General features: G+C 37.9%; 10 protein-coding genes. 4 read left to right on the top strand and 6 right to left on the bottom strand.

What is annotated here, in order from left to right:
- Window positions 1-25: 25 nt before the first annotated feature.
- Both BN1243_RS20955 and BN1243_RS20950 read right to left on the bottom strand, forming a co-directional pair.
- Window positions 26-2,068, bottom strand: a complete 2,043-nt coding sequence (locus BN1243_RS20955) for a GxGYxYP domain-containing protein (protein ID WP_084782194.1) — start codon at window positions 2,066-2,068, stop codon at window positions 26-28.
- Between the two features lie 68 nt (window positions 2,069-2,136).
- Window positions 2,137-3,300, bottom strand: a complete 1,164-nt coding sequence (locus BN1243_RS20950) for a GntR family transcriptional regulator (protein ID WP_062110102.1) — start codon at window positions 3,298-3,300, stop codon at window positions 2,137-2,139.
- A gap of 169 nt (window positions 3,301-3,469) precedes the next feature.
- Between BN1243_RS20950 and BN1243_RS20945 the strand changes: the two genes are divergently transcribed.
- Together BN1243_RS20945 and BN1243_RS20940 are read left to right on the top strand one after the other, a co-directional pair.
- Complete coding sequence (locus BN1243_RS20945) at window positions 3,470-4,411, top strand: glycoside hydrolase family 43 protein (RefSeq protein ID WP_062110100.1); 942 nt, start codon at window positions 3,470-3,472, stop codon at window positions 4,409-4,411.
- Between the two features lie 76 nt (window positions 4,412-4,487).
- Window positions 4,488-5,378 (top strand): aminoglycoside phosphotransferase family protein, encoded by an 891-nt coding sequence (locus tag BN1243_RS20940; RefSeq protein ID WP_062110098.1) that lies wholly within the window; start codon window positions 4,488-4,490, stop codon window positions 5,376-5,378.
- Between the two features lie 121 nt (window positions 5,379-5,499).
- Here the strand turns inward: BN1243_RS20940 and BN1243_RS20935 are convergent, their stop codons facing one another.
- Window positions 5,500-8,583 carry an endo-beta-N-acetylglucosaminidase gene (locus BN1243_RS20935; protein WP_062110097.1) on the bottom strand — a complete coding sequence of 1,028 codons (3,084 nt, stop codon included), beginning with the start codon at window positions 8,581-8,583 and terminating at the stop codon, window positions 5,500-5,502.
- Between the two features lie 784 nt (window positions 8,584-9,367).
- Here BN1243_RS20935 and BN1243_RS20930 point away from each other — a divergent pair.
- Window positions 9,368-9,895: an RNA polymerase sigma factor gene (locus BN1243_RS20930; protein ID WP_326569858.1), complete on the top strand. Its 528-nt coding sequence runs from the start codon at window positions 9,368-9,370 to the stop codon at window positions 9,893-9,895.
- A 115-nt stretch (window positions 9,896-10,010) separates the two neighbouring features.
- The gene (locus tag BN1243_RS20925; protein ID WP_154669917.1) at window positions 10,011-11,084 is read left to right on the top strand and encodes a hypothetical protein; all 1,074 of its coding nucleotides are present in this window, start codon (window positions 10,011-10,013) and stop codon (window positions 11,082-11,084) included.
- A 260-nt stretch (window positions 11,085-11,344) separates the two neighbouring features.
- Here BN1243_RS20925 and BN1243_RS20920 read toward each other — a convergent pair whose 3' ends face one another.
- The 3 genes from BN1243_RS20920 to BN1243_RS20910 form a co-directional block, all read right to left on the bottom strand.
- Complete coding sequence (locus BN1243_RS20920; protein ID WP_062110093.1) at window positions 11,345-12,508, bottom strand: helix-turn-helix transcriptional regulator; 1,164 nt, start codon at window positions 12,506-12,508, stop codon at window positions 11,345-11,347.
- A gap of 245 nt (window positions 12,509-12,753) precedes the next feature.
- Window positions 12,754-13,752, bottom strand: coding sequence for an HAAS signaling domain-containing protein (locus tag BN1243_RS20915; protein ID WP_062110090.1), 999 nt, complete (start codon window positions 13,750-13,752; stop codon window positions 12,754-12,756).
- The gene (locus BN1243_RS20910; protein WP_062110088.1) at window positions 13,739-14,083 is read right to left on the bottom strand and encodes a PadR family transcriptional regulator; all 345 of its coding nucleotides are present in this window, start codon (window positions 14,081-14,083) and stop codon (window positions 13,739-13,741) included. Before BN1243_RS20910 ends, BN1243_RS20915 begins: the two co-directional genes overlap by 14 nt.
- Between the last annotated feature and the right edge of the window lie 45 nt (window positions 14,084-14,128).

The following is a 14,128-nucleotide window of genomic DNA, read 5'->3' as shown; positions in this document are numbered from 1 at the left end:
TATAGATTCATTAGACTCTATAAAGTTATTTAGCCTGTAACCCGTATTCCTGGCGGACGAGGTCAAAATATTGGTCACCACGGACAACGACAAATTCTTCCCCAAGTGAATTTGCAATAACTTCTATATCTGCCGGGGTAATCGACCACGATAACATTCCCATCGCTATAAACAAAGGTGACTCCCCATCCCACTTCCTTGCCGCCTTAGCAATTTCCTCTTTTGCCTCCCTCACACTACTGGACGAAAGCAAAATCGACTGTGGTAATTGTCCATTCAAGATCGTTGTTTCAGTATAATTGTCCCAACCTAGAAAAATCCCTTTTAAGTTGACATGATCAATATAATTTTGGATCTTTTTCTCGGACAATGGAAGATCACGACTGTTAACCCGGTTTAACGCATAAATAATATCCATACCGGTTTTCTCCATATACTCTCCCGTTTGCTTAGCAAATATATGGAATGTCTCATCAGGCCATGGTGTTGGATAAATATATCCTGCCCCTGATGGACCGGCAATTAAAAGATCGTTCTCTGTTGCTGTTTTTTGATAGTACGCTAGTATGGAAGGAGCGGCATCATAGAGAATTGGGGTTGTAGACCAATTAATTGGTACTTTGCCCCTCCGCTCATTATCCCAAAGCATTCTCATATGATGTTGGTTATATTGAAGGTTATCGCCTTCTCCAAGGGTAAAAGTAATATAAATTTTATTTTCTAATTCAGGAGCTTGCAGAGGAGCTTGTTTTTGGATTTCTCCCTCTACTCCAGAAAAAACCGTCATATTATTAAACCAGTCAGCTGGGAGTACGTAAACGCCATGTGCTGAGACTAATTCCGTACCACTAAACTCCCCTGCTACATCATTTCCGAACCAGCCTAAATAAGGAGTATTCGGTTCCACTTGATTTAAAATTTCCTCGAATAATTCCTTTTCCTCTGGAACATTTGATTCAAGCGAAAATACCATCGCCCGATTTGCAACAGCATAATCTCTTAAAAATCCATATGGTTCCTTTTTATCTGATGACACAGGTTGAATATTAGAGGCAGACACCTTATATTGGTTCCACATATCAATTGAAACAATTAGCTTTTTCGTATTCTCGGATGGGATAAATCGATAAATGAAATAGTTTCCGTTATCTGCCCAGCGGTGCCCATTGAATCGATCATCTGAACTCGATCCACCGCTGTCATATAAATAGAGATCTTCTTCGGCCGTACCGGGAATAAACTCGCTAATCGTTTCACCATCTGCTTTTACAGTTACTTTATGGATAGCTGCTCCCCACCCATCCGTAGGGAAAGCATCTTGAAAGCGGAGATAGACAGCTTCCTTTCCTAGAAACTCTGATAAATCAAGGTCATACACATCCCGATTAGAGCCATCTCTTATTTCCTTAGCTACGATAAGATTCTTAAAGGAGGAAAAATTGTCATTAGGCAAAGGAATGCTTTTGCCAGGGTCTAATCCAATTAACATTTCATCTGTTGTTTCAGACCAAAGGTTTTCAAACTGCCATCGATAGGCATCTAAACCATTCGAGAATTTTGTACGTAAATCTTCTATAACTTTCAATTGATATGGTTCCTTTTGAAGCTTTTCCGCAAGTGAAGGACTTGCTACTACTGCATTCCTCACTCCGGCAATCGTCGTTGCAACATTAATCGTATCCTGCACTTCCGGATCATAAATAATCATACCAGCCACTTCATTCTTATATTTCAATAAGACATCCCACGGATCTTTCATGACTGTATATGGAACCTCCAAATCTTTTAACCAAGTATACTTGCCTTCTTCAAACTTATTTTCGATTAAATAGATTCTTGGTTCTTCCCTATTTACGTTCCCTTGTAAAGTTGCAAACAAAATTTTCTCATCACCTGATTTTTTTTCGATATCTAGCACATCTAGCTGTTTCGCTTTTGGAAATGTTGGCAGAGCTTGACTAACGGGAAATTTCACTTTCTCACTGTTAACCACCTTCATTACATAAATAATGATCGCTACCGGGATTAACAACAATATTAAGACCGTTAAAAAAGGTTTTCGAAACATTCGATCCTCCCTGATTTCGAGTGTGACCTCGGATTGGAATAAATAGTGGACACCTCCTTCGCTAGTGATTATTTGGGGGCAGATCCCGTTGTTCCTTTCACAACAAGTTTAGGTGCAATATTTATTTTTTTATATCCTTCATTTTTTCGCTGATTTGTAAGTAATTGATTTAAAATATTTGCAGCTTCTTCACCAATACGCTGTTCGAATTGATAAATATGCGTAAAATCACCTAAATCAGAGTCGAAGTAAGGATCATCGAAAGAGATAATCGATATATCCTCTGGAACTCTTAGTTTCATGCTTTTAGCTAGTTTATAAAGATGAAGACCCAGTTTTGCATTTAACGCAATAAAAGCAGTAGCAACCTTATTTTCAATTAGCTGTTGGAGCGGCAATACATTTTCATTAGAAGAACCACTCACTTTAAAATCCGTTACAATAAAGGATGGGTTAATCATTGCCTCCTTTTCCGTAAGAGCATCCATATAACCTTTAATCCGATCTTCTACAGAAACCGTTGTTCCAGGTGAATCTGCGCAAATAACAATATTACGATGCCCCAAATCCCATAAATGTGATACAGCCAATTTGGCTCCCATTGTATTATCAGAACTTACATAGTTTGTTTCGACGCCAGGCAAATAGCGGTCAATTAAGACAAAAGGAAAGTTTCTGACCTTTAACTCTAAAAGATCCTCATTATATGTTTCGGCATCAATTGGAAAAATGAGTAAACCAGCCACTTGCATCCGTAAAAATTCTCTAATGGCTTCTTGTTCCTTTTCTTTTGAATTGTGGGTCAGGATGATCGAGACAGTATATTCCGTATTGAGTAAAACCCCATAAATACCATTAATTAACCTTACTGCAAAGAAATCTTCAATGGTCGGCATGATAAGCCCAATGACCTTGCGCTTTGGATTTGAACTAGTTGAAGAATCCATTAAGTGAGTTTTAAAGTCCTTATCATCTAAATTCGCTACGCTATCAAATAGATTCTCGACCCCATCTTCTACAAAGCTTCCTTTCCCTGCAATTCGGTAAATCCACCCTTCCTTTACTAATTCCGATAGAGCATTTGTAACAGTTATCCGGCTAACATCGAATTTTTCCATAATCTCACGTTCTGTCGGTATTCGATCGTGAGCAGATAACTTTTTAGATGTAATTAACTCTTTGAAGTACTCTTTAATTTGTAAATAAAGTGGTTCCCTTGTTTCATTGACCATTTTGAAAACCCCTAATATAGCTCATTTATTTTAAATATCATATTTAATATATCATTTGCAGATTAATGTTTCAATTAAGAACTTTCAAAGATACTAAATTTTCCCCCAAATGTTTTTGTATTCTCCGATTACATGCTATATTAATTTTATGAAAGGGAGGGAAAATGCTATGAAATTACGAAACGAGACAAAAACTTCTGGAAACCCGCTATTTTCCGGATGGTATGCTGATCCAGAGGCAAGAATTTTCGAAGGGAAGTATTGGATTTATCCAACTTATTCAGCTCCGTATGAGGAACAGACATTTTTTGATGCTTTTTATTCAGAGGACTTAGTAACTTGGAATAAGGTAGAACGCATATTGGAAATGAAGGATATATCATGGGCTCATAAGGCAATGTGGGCGCCATCGCCAATAGAGCATAAAGGAAAATACTATTATTACTTTGCTGCCAATGATATCCAAAGCAATGACGAGTTAGGCGGTATCGGTGTCGCTGTTGCTGATCGTCCTGAAGGGCCTTTTAAAGATGCACTCGGAAAACCGCTCGTTGATCAAATTTATCATGGTGCTCAACCAATTGACCCTCATGCTTTTATCGATGATGATGGTCAAGCCTATTTATATTACGGGGGCTGGGGGCATTGTAATGTCGTAAAGCTTAATGATGATATGATTAGTATTGGAACATTTGAAGATGGAACTACCTACAAATCGATTACTCCTGATAAATTTATAGAAGGACCTTGTATGATAAAAAGAGAAGGTAAATATTATTTCATGTGGTCAGAGGGCGGTTGGGGAGGTCCGAATTATTCCGTTGCCTATGCGATTGCCTCTTCTCCATTGGGGCCTTTTCAGCGGGAAAAGAAAATCCTTCAACAAGATCCAGATGTTGCTACAGGAGCTGGCCATCACGGAATGATTCAAATACCTGAGAAAGATGAATGGTATATCGTCTATCATCGTAGACCTTTAACAGAAACAAACCACAATCACCGTGCAGTTTGTATCGATCGGCTATACTTTGATGAAGGGGGTTACATAAAGCCGGTTAAAATAACATTCGAAGGTGTAACAGCACATCCCTCCTCTAATTTTAGTAAATAGAAAGTCTATTAAACACTGCTAGAATAATATTTTTCTAGCAGTGTCATTTAAGATAAACGATAAGGTGGAAAGCATGATGGAATTATTCACTGCAAAATTAAACGGCTGGGACTCATGGGGAAGAATATTTCAATCCATCCCTACCTTCGAACCGTTGATCAAGTATATATTTAAAAAAGAAAAACTACCATTTAGCGAAATCGAGCATTGCACTCCTGGAACTAATGCCGTATTTAAAGTCGGGAATTACGTCATAAAAATATTTGCACCAAAAGAATCTGGCATCGACAGCACATCAGATTTTCATACTGAATCATTTGCTATTGCTCGAGCTAACAAACTTAGTGTTCCTGTACCAAAACTTATCGCTAGCGGTTCTGTACAAGACCGTTACGAATTTGCATATATGATTTTAGAGCACGTCAATGGAACAGAAATAAATAAGGTTGATTTAAGTTTTACTGAAAAAGTGAAGATCGGACAGAAATTGCGTAAGTTAACCGACTCCCTCAATACACCTTGTCCCCCATTTAATGACATCGATGTAATTCACGATCAAATTAGGCAGAAGCGTTGGGAAAAATATCCTGAACGTTTCAAAAAAGAGCGACTGGACTATATTCAATCTCATCATTTCGGTGATACCGTTTTTGTTCATGGGGATTTAAATGGCGACAATATACTAATAACCCCAAATTTAGATTTACATATCATTGATTTTGCTGATGCTGTACTCGCTCCACCTATATATGAAGAAGCCTTAGTCGCCTTGGAATTATTTCGATTTGATCAAGCTTATATGCAAGGATACTTCGGTCAGTATAACAAAGATGAAATTACCGATATTTGTTTTAATGGTATATTGATACATGATTTCGGCGGAGATATTATCCAAAACTTTATTGGTCAAGTAAGTGAATTAGAAAGTTTGGAGAAATTAAAACGCCGGATACTGGAACAATTATGAATTGTTTCGGTATCCGGCACTTTGCTTTTTGAACATTTTACTGTATTTCGAGGTTATTTGGTTGTTGATTAGCCTTTTCTACGACCGTTTTTCCTTATAAAACTACCAAATTTTCGCAAATTCACGCATCTTGCCATTTCTCAATAAGTTCATTCGCAACAGTTTGCAAACTATCATACATTTCCTGAGAAATAGAGTTGTTCTTCAACTGATGATCTAGTAAGAACGTAAAACTTTCCATATGTTTGACTACTTTATCCGCTGCACCTTTTTTCTCAAATTGATCAACAGATATCAAATGAATAGAAAGCTGTCGATAAACTTTTTGGTCTAAATCTTCCTGATAGCCTTCTAAGATTGAAAGTAGAATTTCCGTATTCAACTCATCAGTTTGTATGAGTTTACCATCAAGATAATACAGAGTAAGTGGTTCAGAGACATTACCCGTGTAATCATTATAAGTCATCTCAATCTTACTAGTATTTTGAGGAATAGCTATCCCTCGATTTAATAAATCTGCACCACGTTTTAAGTTTCTAACTTCTTGACCGCCCATTTTTACATTGAGATAATACCAGTCTTTAGGTGATGGTGAATTAAACATTAACTGATTTCTATCATTCAGCCATATATCGCTCTCAAGTGGCTTTGGTACAAATATATCTTTAGTATGGCCTATATAAGAAATGGCATCACTTTTTTTCCCATCTTTAATCGTCCGAATGGAAAGCGTATATTCGTAACCCTCTTTCGTTGGTACTTCAACTACAGCACTTGTTGCACTTTTATCAGCACTAACAGTGTATACTCGATTGTCTGGATGAGCCGTTTCTAAATTATTCAACGTAACAGCAAGTTCATAAGAGTCAAAATCGGCTTTTTCAGGTACGTCCCAACTTACTTTAATTTTACCATCATAAACACTTTGAGTGACTAAACCAGACGGACTCTCAGCCTCTTCTACCACAATGTTAGATGGTTTATTCTCATAATTGTAAGACACAATTGTCGGCTCACTTTCGGCACCATCATGTCCAACTGCCTTTAGTTGAATTTCAATTGCTTTTTCTTTTTCAAAAGTAGATTTCACATAATAGATGTCATCGTAGATTCCGCCCAAAAAGACTTCTTTACCATTTGATAAAGTTGCATACAAATTATACTGTTTCACATCTTTGTAGTCCGCTAAATCCCACGTTAGTACCATTTCCTTTGTATCGAAAGCATTTTTAATTTGGAAATTCTGTGGCCGATCAGGAACTGCCGTTTCTCCATCAGTGATCTTCAATTCACCAATATTCATTTGATAATGGTCTGCGGTTCCTTCAACAACAAATGAAATGGCTGCAATATCTCTCCCTGCAAATCCAGCTAATGAAATCGTGCTAGTTGTCCAATCACCTTTAACATCACTGTCTTTCACATCCAGCTCGACTATTTCGTCTGGCTTATCCTTAAAAATAAGACCTAGCTTCATCACTGCCTCATCTGTGGAGGCTTTTTGGAAAGTTAGCGAAGCTTTAGAGCCTGACTTAACTTGCAGATCTGTTTTATAAAGGTGCAGGGTGTTCTTTGCATCAAGCCTGCCATACATTACTAGAGATGAGCCGCCATTATAAGCACCAATTGTCTCAAATGGTTGTTCCAGAAGATTTCCAGCCAAATTCTTGCGCTCTAACTTTGCACCGTAGTCAAAATCAGCTTTTAGTTTCGTACCCTCGGAATCGATCCACCACTGCCAAGATGGTAAAATATCTTGAATATTGATATTCGTCCATTCTTCATCGGTTGCCACCGTACCTTGGTGGAAATATTGCATACCATGACCAGTATTAAAATTACTATGAAATACTGTACCGTTGATCACAGATCGCTCACTAGTGAAATCCGCAACTCCAACCCACCCGCCTGCATTAGTTGCATTTACTTCAGGCCGTGCAAACCCTGGATGACTTCCGGTATCAGTAGGATCACTCTTCACCCCAGAGAAGAACATTCTTTCTCTTTCCATAATCATCCATTGATATTCATCAATTTGGAACATTGGTTTCTGCTGTCCATTGGATTCGCGTATTTCATCCTGAATCCCTTCAGCCACACCTCTCTGATAATAATCAGATGGAGTAAAGAGAGCAATGCTAGCACGAGGATTTTTCGTTCCTTCTGCATAAGTGTTAATAATATTGGCATTACCCGAAAATTTCCCTTGATTGTTCTCTACACCAAAAAAGATTTGTTTGAATGGATCATATCCATTATCTTTTGCAAATTGAAGTTGGCTGTCGACTCTACTTCTAGTATTAAAGCCTCCATAATTTACAAATACTGAATCATGAATTGTGCCAAGGTTTTCGTTACCTAGCCACTCCGCTTTACTCGCATTAAAAGTACTGTTCACATCGTACCACTGCGTATACAACCCATGATCCGTTAAATAAGCCATGAATTCCTTTACTTTTTCTTGATCATCTGTACCAGCACGGAATCGTTCTTCCGAATTTAGGAAGTACCCATCATAGCCAAAATATTCAGCCATCTCAACCAATTGTTTTGCCACTGGGAAACTTCCATCCTCGTCCTGTGTAAGCATTTCAACATAAGTCTGACCCGGGCGGAAAGCAGGATCAAAATAGACAACAGCTATCGACATTACCCCGTTTTTATGTGCAGCATTCGTATAGGCAGGGTTCGGGATATTTACAATTCCAAATTCAAACCCGCGAGAACGCCAATCACTAGTAAATGGATCATATAACGATTTCGGTGTACTTGCAGTAGCAGCCCCGTGCCATGGTGAAAAGTAGTCAGTGTATTGCCAAAAATTTAGAACATGCTCACTGAACTCGTTCGTATACATCGTACTATCGAAAAAAGAGTTGCCATAATCACCTTGCATCAACATGATCTGTGCATCTGAATCAAGCGTTGGATTCGCTTGAGTAGGTTTAAACGGTTCATTGCGCTTTTGTAAAGGTACTTTAGCACGAAGCATCTCTGCATAAGGATCTGTTTCTGGGCTCCAATCACGGACATCCCATATTCTGTACCCAGAAAAGTTTGGCTGTGCTTTTCCTAGCTCCTGATCCCCTTTTAGCGGGAATGAATCTGCTGCTAACGTACTTAGCGGAATCATTACAGATAATATCATTATTACAACTAGCATCGACAAAGTCTTTTGTATTTGCCTTTTCTGCATGTATATCATTATTCCCTTCTTCTTTAGATTTTCTGTTAGTCCATTCAATGTAGTTTCATGACAAGAACACCATTAACTTAGTAGCTATAATGCTATGTTTTTCAAATTGGAAGTCGTTTCAGATCCTGTTTTATCTCCTCCTTAATTTGGATAATAGTGGCAATATTAACTTCATTGCCCTGCTATCATTTCTTTATTTAACCCTCCGGGGTTTGTTTCTGAAAATTTACTCTTGATGGAATTATATGTAAATTATAACAAACTTAGGTATATAGATCACTTAACAAACTATAGATTCAGTGCAAAAATTAAAGAATGATTATAATATTCACTATCTTCTAAACCCTCTTAGGATGATAACCATAGGAATAACAATCTCTATTATTTTCGAAGAAATAATAATGTTCATGTAAAAAAATAAGCGGTTGACATACAAATTTATTTGTGGTAAATTAATATGATACTTATCGAATGAACTTGAAAAACTTTGAATAGATGAAATATTTTTTGGCGTTCTTACTATGTTATTAGAAAGACTTATTCACACTGGATCGGCTTCGGAGCCGTAAGGATGTATGAGAGGTAGGGCTTACGTCGTTTAGGTTTAATGAAGAATAAAACCGCGGCAATTTATCTAAGATTTTTAATTAATGCAAGTTACAATATATTCGTCAAGTATTTAACGCACCCTTACTCGGGTGCGTTTTTTTCTTTCAGAAATAAAATAATTTCAGGTGATACATTTCAAAATTCTTAACGTCTAATTAGTGAAGATGAAGACGGGGGATCGTTCATGATGTCGAATACAGACGAAGTTATCTCGGATTGGTTTGATGAATATAGCCAGGATGTATACAACTTTTTAGTTTATTACACAGGAAAAGTCGATGTTGATGATATGGTTCAGGAAGTTTTCATTAAAGCTTATAAGGGATTGAACTCCTATAAAAAACAAGCCAATCCAAAAACATGGATTTTTAGCATTGCCCGTCATGTGGCGATTGATGAAATCAGAAAACAAAAACGGAAAAATTGGTCGAACTTTATACCCTTTATTGATCATCCCCATGACGGAAAGACACCTGAGGAACTTATTCTGCAAAATGAGGAACAGCAGGAATTATATCAAACCATTCAACAATTGCCTGAGAGCTATCGGGATGTGCTAATCTTACGAGCGATAAAAGATTTTTCAATTGCAGAAACGGCCCAAATTTTAAAATGGAAAGAGACCAAGGTAAGGACCAATTATCATAGAGCCATTCAAGCTATTAGGAAGCAGCTCACAAGGGGGTCGAAGTGGTTTGAAGAAGGACAATGAATTGACACGGCACATACGAAAGTTCCCCAAGCACCGAATGAGTGAAGAAAGACAGAATAAAATCCATACACAGTTAATGGATTCGATCGATCAAAATAAAAGATGGGAGGGAAAAATGAAGAGAATGAAAAGGTTAATAGCAGGAGTAGCCAGTGTTGCAACAGCTTTTTTAATTGTGTTTTTAGCGATGTCTTTCTCGAATGAAAATACCGATGTCAATAAGGAAAGTTTGAATGGACAGAATCAAACACCGATAGAGAATTCTACAGAAAAAGAGACACCTAAGCTAGACCGAGCAACAGCGAAAGAAGTCTTGCACGTATACAAACAGACGTTTACAACGTTAGTCAATGAAGCAGAAACAAATACAGATGGGTTGATTCAATCATTTTCATCAAAGGAAGAGGTGCAGACCCATTTTGAGGAAATAATGTCCAAAAATCTGGCTTTCAGTATGGTTGAATCTTACTTCATGGAACAAAATGAGAAACTGTATCTTATTTCAAAGATGGGACCTACATGGTTGGATGAAGAGGCTGACTTTGAATTCCACAAAGTGAATAAAAAAATCTATACAGTCATTCAGGAACAAGAAAACCTACTAATTGGTCATGTGAAAATGTCCTACCAACTACAACGGGAGAATGAAAAATGGATTGTTGATAAAGTTGAAAGCAAACAACTAAACCCCGATAATGCTGTCCAATCGCTGGCTCAGGACATTATCCAAGCATTAGATCAAAGGGATATGATATCACTTGCGGATCATGTCCATGAGGAGAAGGGACTATTGTTTTCACCGTATGTTCATATCGAAGAAAATGCACTAATATTTGAAAAAGAAGAGGTGGAGACCTTGCTGGATAATGTTGAAATCTTTAGGTGGGGTCACTATGATGGAAGTGGATTGCCAATCGAACTTTCTTCGAATGATTACGTTGATCAGATTCTTTTAGAAAAAGAATTTCAACTGGCTGATCAAATTCTGATTGATGATCCAATACAGCGTAGCACGACAATCAATAATATAAAGGAAACTTTTCCCAATTCTAAAGTCGTTGAATATTATGTAGCTGGTTCGGATGAGAATGATCAAATGGATTGGGGCAGCCTCCACCTAGTCTTTGAAGAAAATCAAAACGGCGATTGGAAACTTGTCGCACTAGTCAATGATAAGTGGACAATGTAAGGCAGCATGCCAGGTTTCGGATTGCACCTTAATTCGAACCTGGCCTTTTTCTGTCCTTTTGAAAGATTATTTTAGCAACTCGAAAAATTATTCTCTAAACTCGGGAGATTATTTGATCAAATCAAAAAATCTCCTTCCTATCTCGAATGATTGCGTGATCCAATTAAAAAATAATCCCCCTAACTTGGAAGATTATTTTAGCAACTCGAAAAAGTTACCCAATATTGTACCGAATTCCAGCATTATGCCTGATGCACGCTCTACTTTTTCACTTGGTAAACTAGCCTCTCTAACTGATCACGACCTAAAAAGGGAGCTAGACTCATGATGCGATCACTATCAAGTTTCCCTTCCACTACTTGATTAACGAGGTCATCCATCGTTGCTCTACCTATAAAAGGAGCTAGCGATTGGACGATGTCCCAGCTTATGTTCCCCACTTGCAGAACTAATCGATCCACCTGCTCACGACCTAAAAAAGGAGCTAGACTAACGATGCGATCACCGTCAAGTTTGCCTTCTACAACTTGATTAACGAGGTCATCCATCGTTGCTCTACCTATAAAAGGGGCTAGCGATTGGACGATGTCCCAGCTTATGTTCTCGACTTGAAAAACTAATCGATCCACCTGCTCGCGACTTAAAAAAGGAGCTAGGCTCACGATGCGATTACCGTCAAGTTTGCCTTCTACAACTTGATTAACGAGGTCATTCATAGTCGCACTACCTATAAACGGAGCCAGCGATTGGACGACGTCCCAACTCATGTTTCCCTCTTCCACTTGGCGAACTAACTTATCCACTTGAGCACGACCTAGAAAAGGGGCAATTCTTACAAGTTCATGTGAATCAATCGAACCTTCAATTGTTTTATCAACCAAATGCTCTAGCGCGTTTTTGCTAAGGAATGGAACTAGCTTCGTAACCCTCTCCCATTGCAGATTGCCTTCCTCCACTTGAAGGACGAGTGAATCCAATGTTTCTGTCCCGAGAAATGGAGCAAGTTTCTCAATAAGATCAGTGTCAAAGATACTCTTGTCGATGCTTTCAGAAACCTTGCTTAAAGTGCTTGCTTTAATTAAAGGAGCAACCTCCACTAGTTCCTCAACATTCACTTCCCCGATATTAATCATTTCCGCGACCTGTTCAGTGTTTTGATTGGAAATTTCCTCAACGATTCTGCCAGCATGTGTAAATTTAGGCTGTACACTGTTTTCCCCGCCGTTTAATATCTCATCAATCGTTTTACTAAATAACTGCGCAATTTTTGGAAACATCGCAATATCAGGAAGTGATTCCCCACGCTCCCATTTTGATACAGCCTGATGACTTACATTCAAATCTTCTGCCAACTCTACTTGAGTCTTATCCTGTTCCTTGCGAAGTTTAGATATATAAGAACCAACCTTACGTGAATCTAGCATAAACAATCCCCCTGTGCCCAATTTTTTTCATGAAGGATAAGTCTGGAAGTTCATTACCCATCAGCCCTTCATGGTTGTTATGTTAGCATATCCCCTACCACGAACCTATCAACAGTTAGTAGAATTTAGCTATTCAACTAATGGTTGAATAGGGACAGAGGAAAGGTAAACAAGAAGACAAAAAAAGAATGGGGGCAGTCATCGAACCCATTCTATTAATTATTATTTGGCTCAAGATCTGCAGATTAATGCACTCTAGACTTTCGAAAACCTTCATATATATTATATGCTACCGATGCTAAATAGAGGAAAATCCCCCCGCTTACGAGCCAAGTTGTAAATTGTTTTGTAGTTATGGAGAATAAGTCAGCCATATACGTAATAAATTCCTCACTAAATATATTTGGATTTACGAGTATAACAATAAAGATTACCGCTGAAATTAGATGGAGTAACGTACTGTATGTCGCCAGTCTTTTCGACCACTGTTTTTTGATTAACATATAAAGAGCTAATCCAATTTCGCCCGCTATTGCCAATAGAACGATTGGCCAAAACGAGAGCAATACTTCTTGATTAAAAACTGGAGTTACAAATTCAAGTCCATTCTTATCTCCATGATATACACCAACAAGCTTGTTAGCATAAAAATAAAGCGTTGCCCAAATGGCCGTCCACGTTAAGCTTCCAAATACTTCAACCTTTGAAACAGCTCTTTCCTTAGGTATATACGGAATGTTTTTCAAATCATCTGGCGTCCATTTTGATAAACTTGAAGTAAGCGGCTGTTCATCTTTCCCTTTATCTGCTCTTTCAATAATAGCAAACACAATTGTTAACCAAAAAAATGTTTGAATCCCTACTTCCATAATTCTCCATATCCCAAAACTAAAAATATCCAGAATCACATTTATGACAGCTGCATTACCTTGATAACTAATAAAGAACTCAGCAACTACAGCAATAAATGAGATGATTGTAGCTATTGGCAATATCATTTTTAATAAGGAAACATACACATCAAAATAACGGGGACCAATAAGGTGCATAGGACGATCTCGATAACCATTAGCCAATGAAACTGGATTTCCCAGCTTTTCTAGTACCGTTTTTACATCCTTTTCCTCGTACTCATCTGGAAGCATATCCTCGATCGTAGACTGTAACTCAAGTGCAATATCCTCACGATTTTTTTCAGGTAACCTCCGAGTAACCTCCTGAATATAAATCTCAATTAGGTTCATTATCTTCCTCCTCCAATAAGTTATAAAGCTCCTTCGAATTCTTAATCCATTCTTTTTTCAATTGTAAAAAAATCTCTAATCCATATTCACTAACAACATAATACTTCCGCGGCCTGCTTTCAGAAGTATCCCAATTACTTGTTACCAACTCCTGTTTTTCCAAGCGGCGAAGCAATGGATACAAGGTACTTTGATCAATCGTGATACCTGCTTCCTCCAATAATTGGACAAGGGAATATCCATATTGCGGAGTTCGCAGCTGACTTAAAACCGCTAATGTCAACGTCCCTCTCCTAAGTTCTGTCATTAATGAATTTAATAAATCACTCATTCACACACCTCATTTCCATTACTAGTTGTCATACAGTATTCGTTT

Origin of the sequence: Bacillus niameyensis (assembly GCF_001375535.1) — a bacterium.
GTDB lineage: Bacteria > Bacillota > Bacilli > Bacillales > Bacillaceae_C > Lederbergia > Lederbergia niameyensis.
Note: the sequence above shows the minus strand (reverse complement) of the source record. Positions and strands in the feature narration are given on the sequence as shown.

Bases quoted from the DNA above. Each gene is read 5' to 3' on its own strand.
- BN1243_RS20955 (WP_084782194.1), bottom strand. From the start codon at position 2,068: ATGTTTCGAAAACCTTTTTTAACGGTCTTAATATTGTTGTTAATCCCG.
- BN1243_RS20950 (WP_062110102.1), bottom strand. From the start codon at position 3,300: ATGGTCAATGAAACAAGGGAACCACTTTATTTACAAATTAAAGAGTAC.
- BN1243_RS20945 (WP_062110100.1), top strand. From the start codon at position 3,470: ATGAAATTACGAAACGAGACAAAAACTTCTGGAAACCCGCTATTTTCC.
- BN1243_RS20940 (WP_062110098.1), top strand. From the start codon at position 4,488: ATGGAATTATTCACTGCAAAATTAAACGGCTGGGACTCATGGGGAAGA.
- BN1243_RS20935 (WP_062110097.1), bottom strand. From the start codon at position 8,583: ATGATATACATGCAGAAAAGGCAAATACAAAAGACTTTGTCGATGCTA.
- BN1243_RS20930 (WP_326569858.1), top strand. From the start codon at position 9,368: ATGATGTCGAATACAGACGAAGTTATCTCGGATTGGTTTGATGAATAT.
- BN1243_RS20925 (WP_154669917.1), top strand. From the start codon at position 10,011: ATGAAGAGAATGAAAAGGTTAATAGCAGGAGTAGCCAGTGTTGCAACA.
- BN1243_RS20920 (WP_062110093.1), bottom strand. From the start codon at position 12,508: ATGCTAGATTCACGTAAGGTTGGTTCTTATATATCTAAACTTCGCAAG.
- BN1243_RS20915 (WP_062110090.1), bottom strand. From the start codon at position 13,752: ATGAACCTAATTGAGATTTATATTCAGGAGGTTACTCGGAGGTTACCT.
- BN1243_RS20910 (WP_062110088.1), bottom strand. From the start codon at position 14,083: ATGAGTGATTTATTAAATTCATTAATGACAGAACTTAGGAGAGGGACG.